Origin of the sequence: Pedobacter sp. W3I1, from assembly GCF_030816015.1 — a bacterium.
Taxonomy (GTDB): domain Bacteria; phylum Bacteroidota; class Bacteroidia; order Sphingobacteriales; family Sphingobacteriaceae; genus Pedobacter.
Window position 1 is genome coordinate 132685 of sequence record NZ_JAUSXN010000001.1, and the last position, 20937, is coordinate 153621.

General features: G+C 39.0%; 13 protein-coding genes. 3 read left to right on the top strand and 10 right to left on the bottom strand.

All coding sequences use genetic code 11. The features are described from left to right. Window positions 1-35: 35 nt before the first annotated feature. Window positions 36-362, top strand: coding sequence for a 2Fe-2S iron-sulfur cluster-binding protein (locus QF042_RS00590; protein ID WP_025141835.1), 327 nt, complete (start codon window positions 36-38; stop codon window positions 360-362). A gap of 1143 nt (window positions 363-1505) precedes the next feature. On the opposite strand, the gene QF042_RS00595 is transcribed toward QF042_RS00590, so the two are convergent. From QF042_RS00595 to QF042_RS00620, 6 genes are all read right to left on the bottom strand, one after another. Continuing rightward, window positions 1506-4112, bottom strand: coding sequence for a glycoside hydrolase family 2 TIM barrel-domain containing protein (locus QF042_RS00595; RefSeq protein ID WP_307524293.1), 2607 nt, complete (start codon window positions 4110-4112; stop codon window positions 1506-1508). A 141-nt stretch (window positions 4113-4253) separates the two neighbouring features. Beyond that, entirely contained in the window at window positions 4254-5312 is a 1059-nt protein-coding gene (locus QF042_RS00600; RefSeq protein ID WP_307524295.1) for a glycoside hydrolase family 92 protein, read from the bottom strand. Next, a complete protein-coding gene (locus tag QF042_RS00605) occupies window positions 5302-6513 on the bottom strand; it encodes a GH92 family glycosyl hydrolase (RefSeq protein WP_307524297.1) in 1212 nt (403 codons plus the stop codon). The genes QF042_RS00600 and QF042_RS00605 overlap by 11 nt, the downstream gene beginning before the upstream one ends. A gap of 219 nt (window positions 6514-6732) precedes the next feature. Continuing rightward, window positions 6733-8058 (bottom strand): alpha-L-fucosidase, encoded by a 1326-nt coding sequence (locus QF042_RS00610; RefSeq protein ID WP_307524299.1) that lies wholly within the window; start codon window positions 8056-8058, stop codon window positions 6733-6735. Between the two features lie 29 nt (window positions 8059-8087). Next, window positions 8088-9779: a S41 family peptidase gene (locus tag QF042_RS00615; RefSeq protein ID WP_307524301.1), complete on the bottom strand. Its 1692-nt coding sequence runs from the start codon at window positions 9777-9779 to the stop codon at window positions 8088-8090. Window positions 9780-9965: 186 nt separating this feature from the next. Beyond that, window positions 9966-10181 (bottom strand): hypothetical protein, encoded by a 216-nt coding sequence (locus QF042_RS00620; RefSeq protein WP_010599278.1) that lies wholly within the window; start codon window positions 10179-10181, stop codon window positions 9966-9968. A gap of 253 nt (window positions 10182-10434) precedes the next feature. Here QF042_RS00620 and QF042_RS00625 point away from each other — a divergent pair, with 253 nt between their 5' ends. Both QF042_RS00625 and QF042_RS00630 read left to right on the top strand, forming a co-directional pair. Continuing rightward, the gene (locus QF042_RS00625; protein WP_307524303.1) at window positions 10435-11037 is read left to right on the top strand and encodes a porin family protein; all 603 of its coding nucleotides are present in this window, start codon (window positions 10435-10437) and stop codon (window positions 11035-11037) included. Between the two features lie 189 nt (window positions 11038-11226). Next, window positions 11227-13062, top strand: coding sequence for a PQQ-binding-like beta-propeller repeat protein (locus QF042_RS00630; RefSeq protein WP_307524305.1), 1836 nt, complete (start codon window positions 11227-11229; stop codon window positions 13060-13062). Between the two features lie 224 nt (window positions 13063-13286). Here the strand turns inward: QF042_RS00630 and QF042_RS00635 are convergent, their stop codons facing one another. From QF042_RS00635 to QF042_RS00650, 4 genes are all read right to left on the bottom strand, one after another. Then, window positions 13287-14990: a RagB/SusD family nutrient uptake outer membrane protein gene (locus QF042_RS00635; protein ID WP_307524307.1), complete on the bottom strand. Its 1704-nt coding sequence runs from the start codon at window positions 14988-14990 to the stop codon at window positions 13287-13289. Between the two features lie 11 nt (window positions 14991-15001). After that, window positions 15002-18235 (bottom strand): TonB-dependent receptor, encoded by a 3234-nt coding sequence (locus QF042_RS00640; RefSeq protein ID WP_307524310.1) that lies wholly within the window; start codon window positions 18233-18235, stop codon window positions 15002-15004. Between the two features lie 267 nt (window positions 18236-18502). Further along, window positions 18503-19300 (bottom strand): DUF4397 domain-containing protein, encoded by a 798-nt coding sequence (locus QF042_RS00645; protein ID WP_307524312.1) that lies wholly within the window; start codon window positions 19298-19300, stop codon window positions 18503-18505. A gap of 25 nt (window positions 19301-19325) precedes the next feature. Next, the gene (locus QF042_RS00650; RefSeq protein ID WP_307524314.1) at window positions 19326-20936 is read right to left on the bottom strand and encodes a SusD/RagB family nutrient-binding outer membrane lipoprotein; all 1611 of its coding nucleotides are present in this window, start codon (window positions 20934-20936) and stop codon (window positions 19326-19328) included. Window position 20937: the final 1 nt, after the last annotated feature.

A 20937-nucleotide genomic window follows, 5' to 3' on the forward strand; every position in this document is an offset into this window, starting at 1 on the left:
CTATATTTGTCGCTACAACATAAGAGAACTAAAAAATGGAAAACAACATTAATATATACATGCAAGAGCCGGATGGCTCAGTTACTGAACACGTTGCACCAACAGACATGGGCTTAAGCCTGATGGAGTTTTTAAAAGCATCAGAGTACGATATTCTAGCTACTTGTGGCGGAATGGCCTTGTGTGCTACCTGCTGTGTTGATGTATTAGAAGGCGAAGAAAAACTTAACGAAATGACAGACGATGAGTATGCCATGTTAGATACTTTGCCTGATCTGTTACCAAACTCGCGTTTAGCCTGCCAATTGCAGTTAAATAATAATATGGACGGATTAAAAGTAAAATTACACGGTGTGAGCTAGGTTGTAAATAACATAAACAAAAAAGGTGATATCAAAAGTATCGCCTTTTTTGTTTTTAATAGACCTGAATTGCAAACGGCCAACCGAAAACTGCAAAACTGATTTGGGCGTTACCCAATCCCGTGAAATACCTATCATGTGAACACATCTTTTTTAAGAATGGTTTGGGCATCATACTAGCTGGCTTCAATAAACTACTGTCTTTACCGAAGGACGCCGTCAATCCCAAGTGGCGGGAGAATCAAAAAAATAGGTGCACAATGGCCCAAATAGCATTACCAAACCTGAAACGCAGTGGTTTTGTGTTCATTAGCACTGAATTTAAAGTTTAATATAAATTGAACACAAAACGAAGTGCCACTGTTTTTTTGATGAGCGTGGGCGGTGAGAAGCCACATTGCTGGATTGACAAAGCGCTTTGGGTACTTTGGCGCTCCAAAGTAACTTGCCCCGCGGCAAAGAGCGGAAAAAAAAATCAACATTTATCTCCAAACAATAGTTTTTAAGATATCAGCTTGTTATTAGCAGGAAAGATGCTGAAATAAATTCAGCATGACGATTGCCTTAGGAATGCGCTAAAAACAAATACAGGCTGATGTAGATGTGTCCACACGATAGGTGAAATACGGGAAAGGGGTCGGGCTTTTCAGGGCTACGCTTCGCTCCGGTACCGATGAAGACCTGTGAAACAAGCAAGCATACCGTGATTAAATAAAAACAGATGCTTAATTGGCACTAAACCCTTACAATCCCTAACGCGGCTTCATCTCGATTTTAGAAATTGAAGCAGCGACCTATGTTTATAAACCTGATAAAGCGAAAAGCCCGGAGCGAAGCATGAGTGAGGACTTGTAGCGATAGCAGGACTACAATCTGCCATTGAAGCAGAACCCTTCATTTCCAAAAAATAACTTTAGCCAGGTTTTCAACCCAGTGCATTAATTTCTCTTAAACCTGTATCACATTTGTGATTCCATTCGAACTTGTCACCTTGAGCTTGTCGAAACGATTTACTGGCATTTAAACAGGTCCTTCGACAGGCTCAGGATGACAATTCTATATTATGATCCAGCCTCTTATGTCTTCTCACCAGAGGATTAGAAATCCTTCGTCCTAAAGACGGTACTACAAATCCTTACTAACTTATTGGATATTCACTTTCTGCTTTTCTACATTCCAGCCATATACTTCTACAGCCAGATTACTTTGTTTCCCGGTATATTCTACCGTTACCGTTTTACTTTCGCCAGGTAAAATGCTTACGTAGTTATCATCATAAAAAGCAGGGAGTACACGTTCGCCGGTATTGCCATTTACTAAAGCAACACGGTTAAAAAATGCCACCGAATTTCCCTTTGCATTGCTCAAAGTAACTGCCACCTTACCGTTTTTCTGGTCAACTGCCGCAACTTTTAACGGCGCTTGTTTGATGCTTTTTAAACCAGAATATTCGCCATCTTTACCAGGGAGCCAATAAAGATTCTCACTCAGTATATTTTGCTTCTGGTCTAAAATCCTTAAAGAAACAAATACACCTTCTTTTTTATCCAGCTTGGCTAAGAACTCATTCATAGGAAAAAGTCTTCTCACCGAAGATGGGCCAGCCGAATTGAAGGCCTGTGAGTAGAAATAATCTTTCCCATCCATATCATAAGCTTTCGCTTGTACCATGAGGTTATTTCTGGTTGCGAAGCCATTGTTTACAATGGTAACCATACTATCCAAAGGATTCATCATCACATGCAAAGGCTCACTCCCTTTCCTTAAGCCATATAAACAAGCGTTAGGATCGAGGTAATAATCATACATCTGGCCTCGCATAGCTGTCCAGGGGTTTTGGGTTTTCCAGATGATAGAACCGGTATACCAATCCCACATTTTATTAGAAAAACCTTCCATTAATGCTCTATACTGGTCGTAATTGGCTAGCTGGGCTTTCATTGCAAAATCTTCTGCGCTTTTCGGCTTGCCATATGGATTAAGGTATTGTTCATAAGAGATATATTTATGGTAATCCCATACTGAATCGGGCTTAGCTTTGTATTGTGGTGCAATCAGGTTTTCTTTTGGGATAAAACGGAGCAAAGAAGCATAATCGCCAACGCCGACTGATCCTACTTCCGAATTATAAGGGAAGGTTTTGGTACCCCAAAAAGTTTTAATATCCTGGATGCCGTACGGACCATCTCCGTTTCCACCAATGGAATTGAAAGACATTTCATCGCTGTTAGAAAAATCGAAAAGTTTTCTTGTACCATCCAGGCGCGGCAGGATCTCATTTTTTAAGGGCTCCAAAATATCTTCAGGCGGGGTAATCTCATTCCCTCCACACCAAAAAGCAAGTGAAGCATGGTTTCTGATCATTTTGATCTGATCTTCAATGGCAGTTAAGGTAAGATTATGATCATCAGGATAATTCCTGCGTGTCCATTGATCTTCCTTTTTCATTGGATCTACCCAACGGCCATTGCAATCGCCGCTGAACCAGAAATCCTGGAATACCAGCAGGCCATATTTATCGCAGGCGTTGTAAAATTCAGGCCTTTCTAAAATTGCCCCTCCCCAGATGCGGATTAAGTTTAGGTTCATGTCTTTATGGTAACGTATCTCTGCATCATAACGGGCGTCACTAAAACGGAGCATCGCGTCAGAAATGATCCAGTTACCACCTTTAATAAAAATCTTTTGTCCGTTTACATAAGCGCCCATACTCCTGGTGTGCTCATTCCATATATTATCAATCTGGCGAACACCTACTTTAAGTTGCTCCTGATCTAATACTTGATTGGCTGCTATAAATTCGATTTTTATATCATACAGGTTTTGCGGTCCATATCCGCTTGGCCACCATAGTTTAGGATTTTCGAGCTGTAGATCAGGAAGTTTAACGGTTGTGGTTTTATTAGCGTTAATGGTGGCAGGCTGTTTAATCAGCTTCCCTGCAATCTGATATTGCAAAGTACCGGAAACCGCCTGGCCGGTAGGGTTTTCTACTTCAACTGAAACTTTAACTGTAGCCGGATTTTGTTTCCCTTCGGGCAAACGCTTGCCCGGAACCAGGGTAATTACCTGTGGGTTTAAGATATTGATGCTTTTTGTTTTCTCGATGGTCACTTTATCCCAAATCCCGGTATTACGGTCGCGGGTGGGCTGAATCCAGTCCCAGCCGGCAGTATACTGTGTGGTTAAACCTTTGGCAATGGTACCATCACCACCCTGACCGCCATTCGGATTGCCCGGAAAATCTGGCGGATAAACAATTACGGCCAGCCTGTTTTTCCCGTTTGAAGATAACAGCTTGGTAATGTTATATTGCGCCCTAAGGTGCATGCCTACCTGGATTTTCGGATTGACTTTCTTTCCGTTTAAATAAATTTCGGCTTTATAATTTATCCCTCTAAACTGCAGCCAAACCTCTTCATTACCTACAGCACGCTCTTCGAAATCTTTTACAAACCAATAGGTATAATAGTCGTTACCTGTTTTATATACATCAGGAATTTTTTCGTTGTTCATTCCATAAAATGGATCGGGAACTTTTTTATTGTTCAGCAATGTAGTTAACACCGTTCCCGGCACAGTTGCAGGCATCCAATTGTTAAGCGAAAAAGCCGGTTTAGAAATTTCTGAACCGTTAGACTGCGTATCTTTGATATTGGTACATACCCAGCCAGCATTTAACTCGTAACGCTGTTGTGCATTTACAATTAAAGCTGAACAGCATAAAAAAAGTAGGAATATTTTCTTCATTATTTTTGGAATGATTGAATGAGTGAGTGAGTGATAGAATGAGAGAATGATTTATTGAATGAATGATAGCATGATTGAATGATGATTTTGTAATAACGAACAAATACCCATTCTCTCATTCAATCATTTTAAATTCAATCATTACTTAGTTGAAACTGGTCTGTCTTCTGGTTTTATGCCCCAGCTTGCTGATGGTTTATTGCCCATGTAAATTTGCATATTCCCTCCAGCTGTTATCGCTTTGTGCAAGATATATGATTTAGTGTAAGGCTTGCCATTCAGCATAATTTTCTGAATGTATTTATTTTCTGCACTATTACCCACAACCTTAATGCTGAATTTTTTATTTCCAGCTAGCGAAATGGTAGCACCGTTAATCAAGGGTGTTCCGAAAACGTAAGCACCGTTCGCAGGATTTACGGGATAGAAACCCATTGCCGTAAAAACATACCAGGCACTCATCTGCCCCACATCTTCATTGCCACACAATCCATCTGGCTTAGACGAATAAAAATCTTTGTCGATTTTACGGATCAGATCGGCAGTTTTCCATGGCTTGCCTGCATAAGTATACAAATAGGTAATGTGGTGGTTGGGTTCATTTCCCTGTGCATAATTACCGATCAATCCACTAATATCCGGTGAGCCGTTGGTTCCCAAATCTAAGGGTAAGGTAAATAGCGAATCGAGTTTATTGATAAAAGCTTTATCCCCTCCAAAAAGATTAATCAGCCCTTCTACATCTTGCGGCACCAACCAGGTATATTGCCAGGCATTCCCTTCTACGTAGTCATCTTCACGGTGTTTGGATGAAAAAGGATCGAAAGGACTTCTCCAATTTCCGTTGGCAAGTTTACCCCGCATAAACTGAACACTTGGATCGAAATATAAACGATACAGTTTCGATCTTTTGCTAAAGTAAGTGTAATCTGCTGTTTTGTTCAGTGCTTTAGCCATTTGTGCGATGCAATAATCGTCAATAGCATACTCTAAGGCCTTACCCACTGATTCGTTTATTTTATCGGCCGGGATGTATTTAAGCTCCTGAATATATTCGATGCCATCTGTTTTCTGCATGGCCGATTGTTTTATTGCTTCGTATGCCAGATTTACATCAAAGCCACGGTATCCTTTTAAATAAGCATCAACAATAACCGGCACAGCGTGGTAACCTACCATGGTATTGGTTTCATTGCCCATTAAAATGCCAAACGGGTAGTTTTCCCTGTTGCCGGTAAATAGTCAGCATGGTATTAACCACATCGTTTACCTTATCGTGGTGTAGAATAGTAAAAAGTGGGTTTGCTGCACGGTATGTATCCCAAAGGGAGAAAGTAGTTAAATTATTAAAGCTGGCCTTTTTGTACACCTTTTTATCTGTACCGAGGTAATCTTTGTTTACGTCGTTAAAAAGTGATGGGGCCACCATGGTATGATATAAAGCGGTATAAAACACTTTTTTAGTCGTATTTGAAGCCTCAATTTTCACCTTAGCCAGTTCTTTTTCCCACTTTGCATCGCTGTTTTTAGCCGTAGCGGCAAAGTCCCAGCCTGGTAATTCGGTTTTTAGGTTTAAAATGGCATTTTCGATGCTTACCGGAGATAAAGCAACTTTAATCTGTAATTTATCATTGTTAATGGCATTAAAACTTACCGCTGCTTTTAGTTTTTTACCAGATAATGCCACACCACTTTTAACTGCAGTGCTGTCGTAGAGCGCAAGGCTCTTAATCGATTGGGAAAGTTTAATTACAAAATATAAACGTTGATCGTTGGCCCAGCCTTTCGAATTACGATGACCCACAATAGTTGTGGCATCGAGCTGTTTAAATGAAGCAGATACAGGCGCATCCCATCCTATGCCTTCAATTAAATCGATAATGATATGCGGATTTTCAGCACCTCCTTTAAAAGTATATTGATGAAAACCTACCCTTTCAGTGGCAGTTAATTCGGCTTTAATTTGGTATCTATCAAGCCATACTCGGTAATAACCAGCTTTCGCCACTTCATTTTGATGAGAAAATTTAGAAAGATAACCATCCTGATCATCAGCTGTTTTACCCTTTTCCAGAAGCAATTTACCAGTTGCAGGCATAATTGAAATATCGCCCAAATCGCCAATACCTGTACCGCTTAAATGGGTATGTGCAAAACCAGTAATGGTATTGCCTATGTAATTGTAACCACTGCACCAGTCCCATCCTTCGAAAATATTGTTCGGCCCGAGCTGTACGGCCCCAAACGGAACATTGGCACCTACAAAAACATGTCCGTGCTTTGCTGATCCGATTAATGGATCGATATATTGGGTTAAATTTGTTTTTTGTTGTGAAAAGGTATTATTGGTAAAAAGAGAGGCCGTTAAAAATAGAATGGAAGAGATTTTCTTGAACTGCATGTTGCTTATAATTTCCTACAATAGATTTAAAGATCTAAAAGTAAAACGTTTTACGTTATTTCTCATCAAAAAGGAGAAAGAATTACATCAAAGACTCGTCATTTCGACTGAAACGCAGTAAAATGGAGAAATCTGTTTCGATAGATTTAGCTTCGCTGAGCCTTCGGGTTCTCGACTGCGTTGCAATCGCTCGAAATGACGATCTATTAGGAAAGTATTCTACCCAACTTCCAAAACAATTACCTGATCGGGTTCTGCAGCATTTAAAGTCGTGGCAATGGTTAATTTTGCTTTTTTAAAGGTATAATTTACCGGGCTTTTATCTTTCAGTAAATAGGCCTTTTTAATTTTCTTAAACGGAACGTTTTCCAAATCAAGGGATGTTGTTTTTCCATCTAAAATGTGGATATAAATTTTCTTATCGTTTTGTGTAATGCTTCCCCAGGCCTGTGGTTTTATAAATCCTGCTTTAGTACCATAAATACTTTCACCGTAAATTTTAAGCCAATCACCCAGGCCTGCTAAGCGGTCTTGAAACTCCGGCTGGATTTTACCGCTGGGCATCGGCCCGATGTTCAGTAAAAGATTGGAGCCCAAACTTGCCGCTTTAACCAACATATGAACCAGTTCTTTATTCGACTTGTAATAGGTATCGCTCAAATTATATCCCCACGAATTTGAAATGGTTTCGCAGGTTTCGAGTGGTAATTTATCTGATGCCTTTTGAAAGCTTAAACCTGATTTATTCTCGCCAGGAAGATCGCGCTCGAACATCTGAAAATCTTCTCCTGCAAAGGGGGTAAGGTGGTGGTTATTACCGATCATGCACTGCGGTTGAAGTTTGTGGATTAAGCCATAAATTTCATTGTATTTCCAGTCAATGCGCGAGGTTCTGTCTTTTGACCCTTCTGGTTCAGTTTGATCCCAATGCCCGTCAAACCAGATTCCACCTATTTCGCCATAATTGGTTAATAGCTCAGTTAATTGGTTTTTCATAAACTGCAAATAACTGGCATAATCACCTTTACCAGTCCTGCCTGAGTTCTGCCCGGTACGGCCAGTTTCGTGCGGATAATCTTCCCTGCGCCAATCTAACAGCGAATAATACAGGTATAATTTTATACCCTGCTTGTGGCACTCATCAGCCATCATTTTTACAATATCTTTTTTATAGGGCGTATTCATGATGTTGAAATCAGAATACTTCGTATCCCACATACTAAAACCATCATGGTGCCGGGTGATTAATGTAATGTACTTCATTCCGGCATTCTTCGCCATACTCACCCATTGTTCAGCATTAAACTCAACGGGGTTAAAAAAATCCTTAAGGTTGGTGTAATTGTGAACGTTTAACTTTCGTTCGTTCATTACCCACTCACCACTTCCCGGTATGCTAAAAGGTCCCCAATGGATAAATAAGCCAAACCGGGCATCATTAAACCATTCGCGTTGCTTTAAATTTGATGCCGCAGGCACATAGTCCTGTGCTTTTAGCTGTAGGCCAAGCAATAGGACTAAGCCTATTATCATTAATTTTTTCATGAGGTAATGAAGTCTATTTTGGTTAGGTTTTAGTCTATTGATGCAGTGGCTTTACTTGGTTTTCCAATTACTTTATAATTTCCATCTCCTTTTAAAATGGCCAGCATTTGCGATTGGTTGGTAAAAATATTTTTCGCTGCAGCCAGTTCTTTATCGTATTGAAAGCTCTGCTCAATTCTTCCTTTTTCGTAAAAATAACGGCTTACGATCTGCGTTTCTAAAACTCTTTTTATTTCTGCTTTATGACTAACCAGATCGGTTTTTTTAGAAGAAGTAAGTTTATATTTAAGATTCTCCAGATCGGTTTTTACTTCAGCTGATTTATTTTCCTTTTCAGCCTCTAACCTTAAATCAGAAAGCAATCTTTCAGTACGGCTTTGGTAAGCTAAATCTTTATCGGCAAGACTACCAGAAAACACAGCATAATCTGCATCCGATAACTGAAAAGTTTTGGCAGACGCCAGATTTGGTTTTTCTTTCCTGTATTGATTTGCGTAATTGAAGAAGAGGTTTTTATTGAGCATTGAAATCGTAATCGGGCTGAGCTTTTTAGCATCAACCACAATATCGGGATAAACACCATTACCACTGTACACGTTTCTTCCTGCTTTAGTTTGGTACATCACCATTGTAGAATCGGCAAAACGCTCAGCAACACCATCAGCATTTTTATGTGCATAATCTAATTTTTGGATACACCTGCCCGATGGGGTATAATATTTAGCAACAGTTACTTTTACCAGGCTATTATAAGGCAGGTTGAAGGTTTGCTGAACCAGGCCCTTACCATAACTACGTTGACCGATGACAATGGCACGATCTAAATCCTGTAAAGAACCTGCCACAATTTCTGAGGCTGAGGCCGAATTTCCGTTTACGAGCACTACCAGCGGAACCGAAGTAGAAACAGGCGTTAAAAGTGTTTTATAGGCAATGGTTTTCTCTACATTTTTGCCCTTTTGGGTTACAACAAGCTGATCTTTATTTACAAAGAGGTTCACAATTTTAACCGCTTCCTGTAAAATACCACCACCATTATTTCTCAAATCCAGAACCACTCCTTTAGGATTTTCCTTTTGAATAGCCAACAGGGCGTCTTTAACTTCCTGACCTGAATTTTCTAAAAACTTATCCAGTTTAATATAACCGATTCCATCACCAACCATTCCGGAGTAAGAAACGTTAGGCTGTTTTATTTCATCACGGACAATTTTTTTAGTAATTTCCTTTCCATCTCTAATCACCAACAAATCAACCGGTGTTCCTTTAGGGCCGCGCAACAACTGGCTAATTTCCTGGCGTTCTTTACCCTTTACAGCAATTCCGTTTATACTCACTACCTGATCTCCGGCTTTAACTTCACTTTTATTTGCCGGATAACCTTCACTAACATCATTAATAAACAGTTTGCCATCGATAAAAACAGTGCTGGCACCAATACCTCCGTATTGCGTGCTTACATATTTCAACTTGTAATCTTCAATTTCAGATTCAGGAACGTACTCCGTATAAGGATCTAAACTATCCAGCATGGCATCAATGCCAGTTTTCATCAATTGAGGAGCATTGGTATCATCTACATAGTTGATATTGATTTCTTTATAGAGCGACGCAAAAATATCCAGGTTTTTAGAAACCAGAAACAAATCTTCTTTAAATGAAAATGATAAAACAGCTATCCCGAAACCAGCTGCTAAAAGACCATACTTTAGTTTTTTCATTCCCTTTTATTTTAATTCCAAATAGTGCAAGTAGATAGATTACCCCCTGTTTGAAAGATTATTTAGTAATTGTGTACAAACGTAAATGTACAAAAAGCGATAAATATTAAAAACAGCTTATTTGGGCGATGCGTAAATTAAGCGTTACGCTAAAAAGAAACAGAAATGGCCTTTTAAAGAGATAAATTAAAGTCTGTTTCCTTTAGTATCAGCAAGTGCTTTTTGAATCGTAAATTCGATATAGGTACGGTCGCGTTTTACCAAACGCATTAAATCTTCAACCAGTTGATCTTCTTTGCCTGGCGTAAATTCTAAAGGCTCGTTCGCTAGGTCGCGGTATTTCCTTAAAAACTTAGTTTTTACTTTAAATGCAGTTTCAGAAGTAAGTTGAAAGTTAGCCATGGCATATTTTATTTGATGCAAAAGTAAAAAATATTTGCTCAGGTTAATACTTTTTATGTGATGTGACAAAAAAAGTAGACATTCGCGGATTATTTTTGCACGATAATTGTGTTAAAACCGCGTTATAAAATCTAACCCGGTATAACAACGGCTTGATGCAAATTTTAAAAGAAACCATAGCACAATAATGCAAGTGAAATTTGCCTAGGCCCTGTTTATGGTTTTATAACCCCTAAAAACAATTTTAAACAACATGAAAAAAATCATCTTCTCTATTGTTTTCCTAACCTTGGGTTGGGCAACATCAAAGGCACAAACATTTAACCTCGGGGTTAAAGCAGGTGTAAATTTAGCCAAGTTGAATGCAGATTTCGCGAATGAAGAAAACCGTTTAGGCTACCAGATTGGTGCCTGGGCACGTATTGGCGGCGCTAGCTTTTATGTACAGCCTGAAGCCTACATTGGAAGTAAAGGCAACAAGTTTATCAGCTTTACACAGGATAATGGGAATGAGGTTCAGGCTGAAGGAAAAGTAAAATTTACCACTCTAGATGTTCCTGTTTTATTTGGAACAAAATTCGGTGCCAAAAACTTAAACTTCCGTGTAATGGCCGGCCCGGTAATTTCATTTATCCTGGATGAAAATTCGACTTTTAGCTCAGCTTACCAACAGGCAACAGATTTTAGCAACTACAAAAACCAGGCATTGGGTGCACAGTTTGGTGCGGGTGTAGATGTAGGCAGTATTTCTGTTGATTTGCGTTACGAAGCTGGTTTATCCAACATCAGTAAAAGCGAAAAGTATACGCAAAAACCTAACTTATTTCAATTGAGTTTAGGTTTTAAAATTTTATAATTTTTAACCAAAACAATGAGAAGGCGACCAATGGTCGCCTTTTTTGCTTTAGTACCGTTTTGACCTTACCAAAAACTATTTGTTAACCTTCTACAACACATTTATTAATATGTAAAATTGGCATTACAGCCTCTTTTAAGCCCTAAAAAATGCCGATTTTTATAGTAAAACAACTTAACAAAAAACACTATGAAACATCCCGTACTTTTACTGTTCGCTATTTTATTGTCGTTCGCGGTAAAAGCCCAAAATTTTAAATATGCTTTTGTAACCGATACCCACGTTGGTTCATCAACAGGCGAAGAAGACCTGACAAGGACCGTTGCTGATCTGAACGGGTTAAAAGACATCGATTTTGTAATCATTACTGGGGATATAACCGAAATGGGCACTAATAATGAGCTTAAACTGGCTAAAGACATCCTATCGAAATTAAATAAGCCTTACCACATTATCCCTGGAAACCACGATACCGGATGGTCAGAATCAGGTGGTGTAAATTTTATCAAAGAGTTTGGCGGCGATAAATTTATTTTCGATCATAATGGTTACCGCTTTATTGCATGTGCATCAGGCCCTTATGTGCGGATGAGCGATGGGCATATTCCAAGAGATGCTACCGTATGGCTGGACAGTGTGCTTAAAGCAACACCTAAAAACATGCCCATAGTTTTTGCCAACCATTACCCATTGGATAATAGTTTGGATAATTGGTACGAAGCCACAGATGAGTTAAAGAAATATAATATTCAATATGCCATTTGCGGCCATGGGCACAATAACCATCCTTATAATTTTGAAGGTATTGAAGCCACAATGGGCCGTTCTAATTTAAGGGCAAAGGATAGTATTGGCGGGTATAACATTGTAACGATGACCAGGGATAGTGCCTACTTTCAGGTTAAAAAACCAACCCAGGATATTCTTCCGGTATGGCGAAAAATTGCACTAAAAACTTTCCTGGCCGATAAAAAAAAATATGATCGCCCTGATTTTGCCATCAACAATAAATATGCGGGCACAAAAGAAGTTTGGACGTATCATTCTAACGCAAACGTAGTGAATACACCAACCTACGCTTCGAACAATGTTATTTTTGGCAATAGCTTAGGTTTGGTCGAAGCCTTAAACAAGAATACCGGAAAGAAAGTATGGACATTTAAAACCAAAGGCGCAATCTATTCATCACCAGTTGCGGTGAATAACATGGTTATTTTAGGTTCAGGCGATGGAACCATTTATGCGCTAAATGCAAAAACAGGAAAAGAAGTGTGGCATAAAGAAACATCCAATTCGGTGCTGGGCTCGCCAGTAGTTAACGGACAACAGGTATACATTGGTGGCAGTGACAATACTTTCAGGGCCTTGGATGTCAAAACCGGAAACGAAATCTGGGCATTTAAAGAAGTAGAAGGCACAATTGTAGGCAAACCGCTAATTTATAAGGGCAAAATTATATTTGGTTCCTGGGGAAGACATCTATACGCACTTGATATTAATACCGGGAACTTGTTATGGAAATGGAACAATGGCCAGGGCAACCGAATGTTTTCGCCAGCTATGGTAACGCCCGTTGCCTACAGCGGCATTGTATACATCGCAGCTCCTGATCGCTATTTAACAGCTATTGATGCAAACAATGGCAGCACACTTTGGCGGAACAAAGAAGCTACGGTTCGCGAGTCGATCGGCCAATCTGCTGACAGTACCATCATTTATGGCAAAACCATGCAAGACGAAATTGTAGCTTATAAAGCGCAGGCACAAGATCCAGGTGTGCTTTGGCGATATAATGTAGGCTTTGGATATGAGCACGTACCATCCATGTTGATTGAAAAAGATGGAAAGGTGTTTTTTGGAACAAAAAACGGTGTGATTTATGCCATCGACCCCAAACAGCAAAGCACGGTTTGGGCACATAAAATAGATAATTCGATGATCAATACGGTGAATGTGGTTGATGGAAAAAATCTTGTTGTAAGCACTATGGATGGAAAAGTAGTTTGGTTAAACGCTAATAAGTAGCTATAAACAATTCATATAAAAATCATTCAATAAATTACAACCTTGTATTTTGAGAATTCATAACACCTTTCGTACATAGACTTAACCAACTGGATATATAGACCTTTCATTTAATATTTATTTAGCTTAGAAAATTAATCATAACTAAAAAAATACAGGCATCTTTATATAAATAGCTATTAACAAAACACGGCTTTAATTGAAATTAAAGCCGTGTTTATTAGTTATTGCCAACCAGGATTTTGTTTTAAGTCTATTCCCTGATCTTTATACAGTTTAATCTGATCAAGTGGCAGTGGGCTTAAATATACTTTGTCATTATCAAATGTCCTTTGAGTTTCTGGTTTAGGAGCCGGTATTATATATCCTTCAGTTGCTCCATCAATGGTTACAGTTGCTTTGGGGTAATCTGCTTTTTTAATCCAGGCTCCTCTGTTAATACTAGTATTTAATTTAGTATCAATGTAAGCGTATTTTCTCCATCTTTTCAAGTCATCATTTCTAAAACCTTCCATCATTAACTCGATCCTTCTTTCCCTACGAATTTCCCAAATTAATGAAGATACTGTAGGGTCTCTCTGTGGATCACTGTAAACCACACCATTAACGGCCGGCTGCCCACCTATGATCTGAAGATTGGGCATTGAAATTCCACCTCTTTTTCTTAATTTATTAATGGAGTTATCCAAATCGGCTTGAGTTAATGTTCCCAGTTCTGCAGAAGCTTCTGCAAAGTTCATCATAACTTCTCCTAAACGAATAATAGGTGCATCAGTAGTGTTGGTGCTGGATAGTGCTTCAGCCGTGCCCCATAAAGTTTGATCCTCCATTAAGAATTTTAAGACAGAATAACCACTTGTGGAATAATTAGAAGCTATACCTGGTAAACGCAGATCAGATACAAACGTTTCTTTCATTCTAGGATCACGGTTTGCCATTACATTAGCTATAGACTTATCTCCCTGATAAAGTGGTGAGATTGAAGCTGGAAGGCCATCTGTACACAAATACGCATCAATAGCGTTTTTAGACGGGCCGGTTTGAGGCTCCTTGTTTACATAACTCACTAACGAATGTGTACTTTGGGCAGTACCATACTGTCTGTATAGAATAATCTCAGGATTTCCTTTAAGGTCAAGAGAGCTAAATAAGGTTCTATATTTAGCGCCTAATGAATACCCTCCTTTCGTCATCACCTCGTTAGCGGCCCATTTAGCTGCTTCTAAATACTCGGCTGCTTTAGCAGGGTTAATATTCGAATATTTTAGCAAGGTACCATGATAAAGAAATACACGGGACATAAATGCCAACACGACGTATTTGTTAACAATCTGTCCGTTTGGTCCAACAAGAGCGTCAGTCGCCCTGACGTTTTCAGCAGCGTATTTAAAATCTGCAAGCATATTATCTAAAACAACAATCTGTGGATCTCTGGGTTTGTATAAGTCCGTAGAGCTTTCTTCCAATGGCTTATCATAGTAAGGAAAATCGCCGAATGCTTTAACCAGATCGTTGTATTCTAAAGCACGGAAAAAACGACCTACACCAACCCAGTTCTTTTTAACATCGTCAGATAAGTAAGTTGAATTACTTACTCTATCTATAAATATATTGGCTTTTCTGACAAAAGTAAAACTCCATCCTCCCCCAGACGTAGGAACATTTTTGGTAAATGCAGTAGGAGTTGTTGGTGCAAAATCATCATTTAATGTTTCTCCGGAAAAATATTTCCCAAATGTAAATCCAGATCCGTAACCGGTAAAATAACTTGTGTAAAATCCCCAAGCAAAAGTACTCACCTCTTTCTCTGTTCTCCAATAAGTATCATCAGAAAAAGAATCTAGTGGTTCCCTTTCCAAAAAATCTTTTTTGCAACCATTCCCTAATATCAAAATAAGGAAGGCTATTATAATATATATCTTTTTCATCGCTTTAATAGTTATAAGGTTACTTGAATACCAAATGATAATGTCTTTCTATAAGGATAAACTCTTCCAAATGATGCCGCATCAGTTTGATCTGCGGTATAATCAACTTCAGGATCTATTGGAATACCAACATTAGAGATGGAGAATAAATTCTCTCCGCTTAAGTAAAACCTTACTTTGTCAATTTTTACCTTACTTGTTAAACGGTTTGGCAAGGTATAACCAACGGTAATGTTTTTAGCTCTCAAATAGGCCATATTTAATAAATATTTAGTTTGAGTTAAAAAATTTAATGAGTTGTTAGATTGGGCCTGATTTGTTGGTCTTGGATAGAAAGCATCGGGATTAGAAGGTGTCCAATAATCCATTTGATGCTCAAAAGAAGCCTCAGCAGGATTCCACCCTGGAACAAAGATCGGACCTGAAGCCCAAAAGTCTCTTTTTCCTACCCCCTGAAAAAATGCATCAATATCAACACCTTTCCAGGAAGTACCTAAACGGAATCCATATTGGTAGCGTGGCGTAGAATTTCCAATTACTTTTAAATCTCCGTGATCATCAACGGTATTAGCGCCATTATTAATTACGCCATTACCATCAAGGTCTTTATATTTAACATCACCTGGGCCATAAAAGAATGAGGCCGTTTCATATCTGCTTTGCGAAGGAATGCCAGGTTTCAAAATCCATTTATTATTTGCGTCCTTTCCTGAAAAATCATCTGAAGTAAAATAACGGTCGGTTTCATATCCCCATATTTCTCCAAGGGTTTTACCTTCATAATTACCCGTTACAGATAATGTTGTATTGGCAAATTTGGTGATTTTATCCTGAAAATCAGATAAGGTGCCCGTTAAATTGATCTTCAAGCCATTTCCAAAAGTATGATTATAATCAATTGCTAATTCCCATCCATTAGTGGTCATCTCTCCATAATTTCTTCGCGGAGATGTTGCCCCAAAAGATGAAGGAAGTGTTACTCCGGCACTTAACATATCGGTAGTTTTTCTTTTATACCAATCAAAACTTACTCCTAATTCATTTTTAAAGAAACGGGCATCCAAACCTAAATCAAATGTAGTCACCGTTTCCCAAGTAAGGGATCTGGATACTGCAAGTGGAGTACTTATAGTCACCTGATTTGAACTGCCAATCCACCAGCCAGAATTTGATGTATCCATTAATGGGATAAAAGGATAAAAATTATTTCCAGTTACCACATCCTGATTACCCACTGATCCATAAGATCCGCGTATTTTTAAAAATGACAGTACATTTTCTATTGGCTTTAAAAATGATTCTTCTGATAAAATCCACCCGGCAGACATTGATGGGAAGAAGCCCCATAAGTCATTTTTAGGGAAACGTGATGAACCGTCATATCGACCATTTAATTCAAGCAGGTATTTGTTTTTATAAGCATAATTGATCCGCCCAAATAATCCTTTTGAGGAATAATGCCTATTGTATCCATCAACAAACTGATCACCAATTGCTCCCGGAATTGCTCCTACACTAGGATCTAATAAGGTATTTCTTTTAGAGTACTGATAGTTTTTTTGATAATAATCTATATCTCCACCTAAAATAAACTTGAATGAATGGTCACTAATATCTTTCGTGTACGTACCGTAAAGTTTACCAGCATTTACATCAGTCCATGCTGAACCAAAAGCTGCATAATCATAAGCAACCGACTGATAATTTTTATTTACCGGCGGTAAATCACCACCTGCCCAAAAATCAATGCCTCTGGTTCCTCCTCCAATAATTTTCGAATGAGTATTGGTTGATGAATAGGTATAGTCTGCATCAATCGTTAATCCTTTTAAAGGTTTAAAAGTCGCTCCTGCCTGAATTCTGGCCAGGCCGGTTTTTTCGCTATTCATATTGGCCTGTTGAACTTCTGTAACTGCACTTCTGAAAGGTTCACCCTCGTATGTACCATAAGGATAAAATTTCGGCCAGCGATAAAGATAGTACCAGGGACCAATTGTAGCCGTACTAAAGATAAATGGGGTTGTAGTTAATGTATTTGTATAGAATATTTTCCCTCTAATATCAAGATAGCTATTTACTGCAGTATTAACACTAACAGACATATTATAACGATCAAATTCATCAGGATTAACTTTTAAAACACCATTCTGGTTTAAATAACCCAAACCAATATTATAACTGGTTTTCTCACTTCCCCCACTTACACTTAAATTATGATTTTGTTGCGGGGTCCATTTTTTCATGTATTTATCCGCGGCATCCCATGAACGATAAAAAAATAATTTACCATCCCGAAGTTCAAAATCTCTTCCTCTAACCATTTCATCACCTAAGTCCTGTCCTCCATATAACCTGTCCCATTCTTTCATTTTGCCAATAGCAATTTCATCAATGTACATTCCTACAACACCTGGCTGGGTAGTATTAGGATTTGTACGCTGTAAAGCAGATAATGCAAAGGTTGCCCCATCGGCAGCATTAGCTATTTTCTGCAAGGTTGTTGGCGTAGACCAGGAGAAATTGTTTGTATATGAAATTTTACTTGGCGTGTTTTTCTTTCCCGATTTTGAAGTAATTAAAACGACTCCCCACGCTGCCCTGGTACCATAAATTGATGTGGATGCTGCATCTTTTAAAACCGATATACTCTCGATATCATCTGGATTAACCAATTGCAAACTTTCAATCTCTACATTATCAAGTAAAATAAGTGGTTGTGATCCTCCTCCATTTAAAGATCCCCTTACTCCTCGAAGTGTAATTTTAGGATTTTTTCCTAATTCACCACTAGGCGTGGTAATGCTAAGGCCAGGAACAACACCCTGCAAGCCTCTGGCAACATCAGTAATTGGTCGACTCTGCAGTACCTTCGTATCTACAGTACTTACTGCACCTGTTAGGTTTGCTTTCTTTTGTGTACCATAGCCCACTACAACGACATCATCTAGCCCCTGAGCGTCTGTTTTTAGACTGACGTTGATTGTTTTAGTTGCGCCAACGGTTCTTTCTGTGGTTACATACCCAATGTACGAAAATACCAGCACGCTGCCATTGGCCGCATTTATGGAATAACTTCCATCTGCATTTGATTGCGCAACGGTAGTGCTTCCTTTAACCCTAATGGAAACACCAGGTATTGGTCCATCTTCTGATGTAACCTTACCTGTAATGGTTGTTTGTTGCGCTATGGCATGGGCCAGCAACAAAAACGTACCAATGAAAATTAATAGTAGTTTTTTTTTCATAAACGTAAGTTTAGAATTGTTTTGTAGTTTAGTCTTTAATGCCGCATAAAACAGCAATATTTAAGTAAATATCATTATTTATTTGATTAAAAAAAACAAATTTAGGTTTGCAACATCTATATTACCGCACAAACACGCAAAAAAGCGCAATAACTGATTATGAAGCAGTTATTACATTACAAGTATTTATTTCCTTGCGAATAAAAAAACTCCGGAAAATGAAAAAGCCAACCGCTAAGGGTTGGCTTTAATAATCATATAATTCAATTATCTGATCAAAAAGAATGATACATAAGGTCTGCGCGGTGCAGTTGTAAGGCCACTATAGCCACTGGCAAAAATGGTATAAACCCTTTTGTTTAAAAATGTACTTGCACTGGTATAATTGGCCAGAACTGTTGCGCTTGTTATGGCCGATCCAGCCGGTCTGATTTTCCAGGTTTTAGATTGTGCAGACCTTAACGTAATCTCGTTGCTAATGTTTAAATAATTTACATTACCTGCAATAAGCGAGTCTTTTGTATTATCCGTTGCACTTGTTCCATAATACAAATCTACTGATGGCACATTTGGCATCAGGTTAATGAATCGATATTTACAGTAGGCCGTATCCGGTCTGATAAAACTTTCCTGGGTTAAAACATTTTTGGTGTTCGCAGCGGTATCGGTAATATGCGCCACATAGTTTTTACCTGCTTCTATCTGAAAAGTTGTGCTGTATAATACAAGTGAATCAGTGCCGTCGTCTCTCTTTTTAGGAAGGATGATTGATAGCTTTAGATTTCCCGGGCTTACGGCCAGAAAATCAGCTGTAGAACTCCCCCCCGTATTGTATCCACCACCCGGAAAAGGTGTCCGGGCCGTAATAACACTGCTTACTCTTTTATCGTTAATTTTAATGGCTATTGCTCTGTTGTTGTAATAATAGGAGGCATAGTTCACTTTTAATAAAGCCTGATCGCTGGTTAATTTTTCGGTTTCACCATAATCGAGCACATTTTTGGTGCAGCCAGCTAAAGCCATTGCAATAAGCAGGCCTACAAATAAGTTAGAAAATATTTTCATCTTGATATTTTTTAAATTAATAAAATTATGGCTGGCTAAACCAGGTTTCCTTAGTCATATAATCGATGTCTAGCCCGCCCCATTTGCGTAATTCCTCGGCATTCCAAACATATTCAGAATTGTAACGTGGCCTGAAACGGTAGGCATATTTACCACCCAAAAGAAGATCGGCCGCTGGAATTTGATAGAACTGCTTGAACACTGTTGCACTGTAGTGGTGTTTCCTGATGTCAGACCATTGTTCTAAACCGGCCCAACCCCACTGTGCGATATATTTCTGCCCCATAATGTCGGCAAGCGATAATGAATCAGGGCTTTGCACCACTTCTTTTGAACTTAAATAACTGTTAATTTCGGCATCAGTGATTAAAGGGTCGGGGGTTTTAGAAGCCCTGCCATAGGTATTGCAAAAAACCATGTGCCCCGATATGCCAGCCCTGTAGGCAGCTAAAGCATCGGCAGTTTTTCCTTGTAAAAACAACGCTTCTGCTTTAGTAAACTGTAATTGCGAATAGGTCATGATTGGGTATCTTGCTGCATCGGCAAAAATATATTTCCCATTGTAAGTAGTAGACCCTGCCGGAATGGCTCCAAAAACAATAGGAAGGCCTGATGTACTGCTTCCCTGGGTTGGAACACCGGCTATATACCTGCCCAGAGTAGCTGTAGCCGTACTTGCCGGCAACATCCTGCTCAATCTTGGATCGAGTGAACTTGTTGGATTTGTGGTAGGCACTCCCCTCACTCCACCTGCAAGATAGTTTAAGATCGTGGTCGAAATGCGGCCATAATAAGTAGATGTAGCGCCAGATGGATTGATATAACCTAAGGTTGGGCCAAATGGATTGGTATCATCAGTACTCGCTGCAGAGAAATAAACTGTAGCAGATTCTGTTTCGTTGGCAAAAGATAAATTGGTGTATTTAACCACACTATCTGCATACATAGTTTTAAACTCTGGTTTATTTACCAGATGACTGTACTGTAATGCATAAATGGCATACACAAATTTTCTCCACTTAGCCATGTCTCCTTTATAAATCCCATCGCCGGTAACACTGGCCAGTTGCGTAGTGTAGTTGAGTGGACTTTTCATCGTAGAATACTTAAGCGACTGTTCGCAGTAGTAGCGCACTTTTGCATAAACCTCTGGCTGATCATGATAAGGAAATTTTAACATCCCTGGAGTAAACGCCTCATCCAAAATGATCGGCCCGTACAAATCTGTTGTTTGCTGGTAGGCCCAGGCCTTAATGGCATAACCAATTGCAGCATACTCATATTTTTGATTGGTAACAGCATCATTAATTAAATTTTCCAGATTCAAGCCCAAATCAACATAGGTCATTCTCCATATTACGCCCCCATTATCGCTCGAACGCACGAAAGTGTGCTTTTCGAAAGCAATAGATCCATCATCGGTTGATGCTCCAATAAGATTTTGTGTAATTTTCCAAATAAACCGGTAATCCTGCGAGGTTCCGTTTGTCATCTGAAATAAAATCGGAGGAAGCAGCAGTTCTGCCTTACTGGTTTGAGGCACTGCAGGATTTGTATTGATATCGAGGTATTTCTTACATCCTCCGGTCATTAATAATATTGCCGCAGCAATATATAGTTTATATAATCTTTTCATG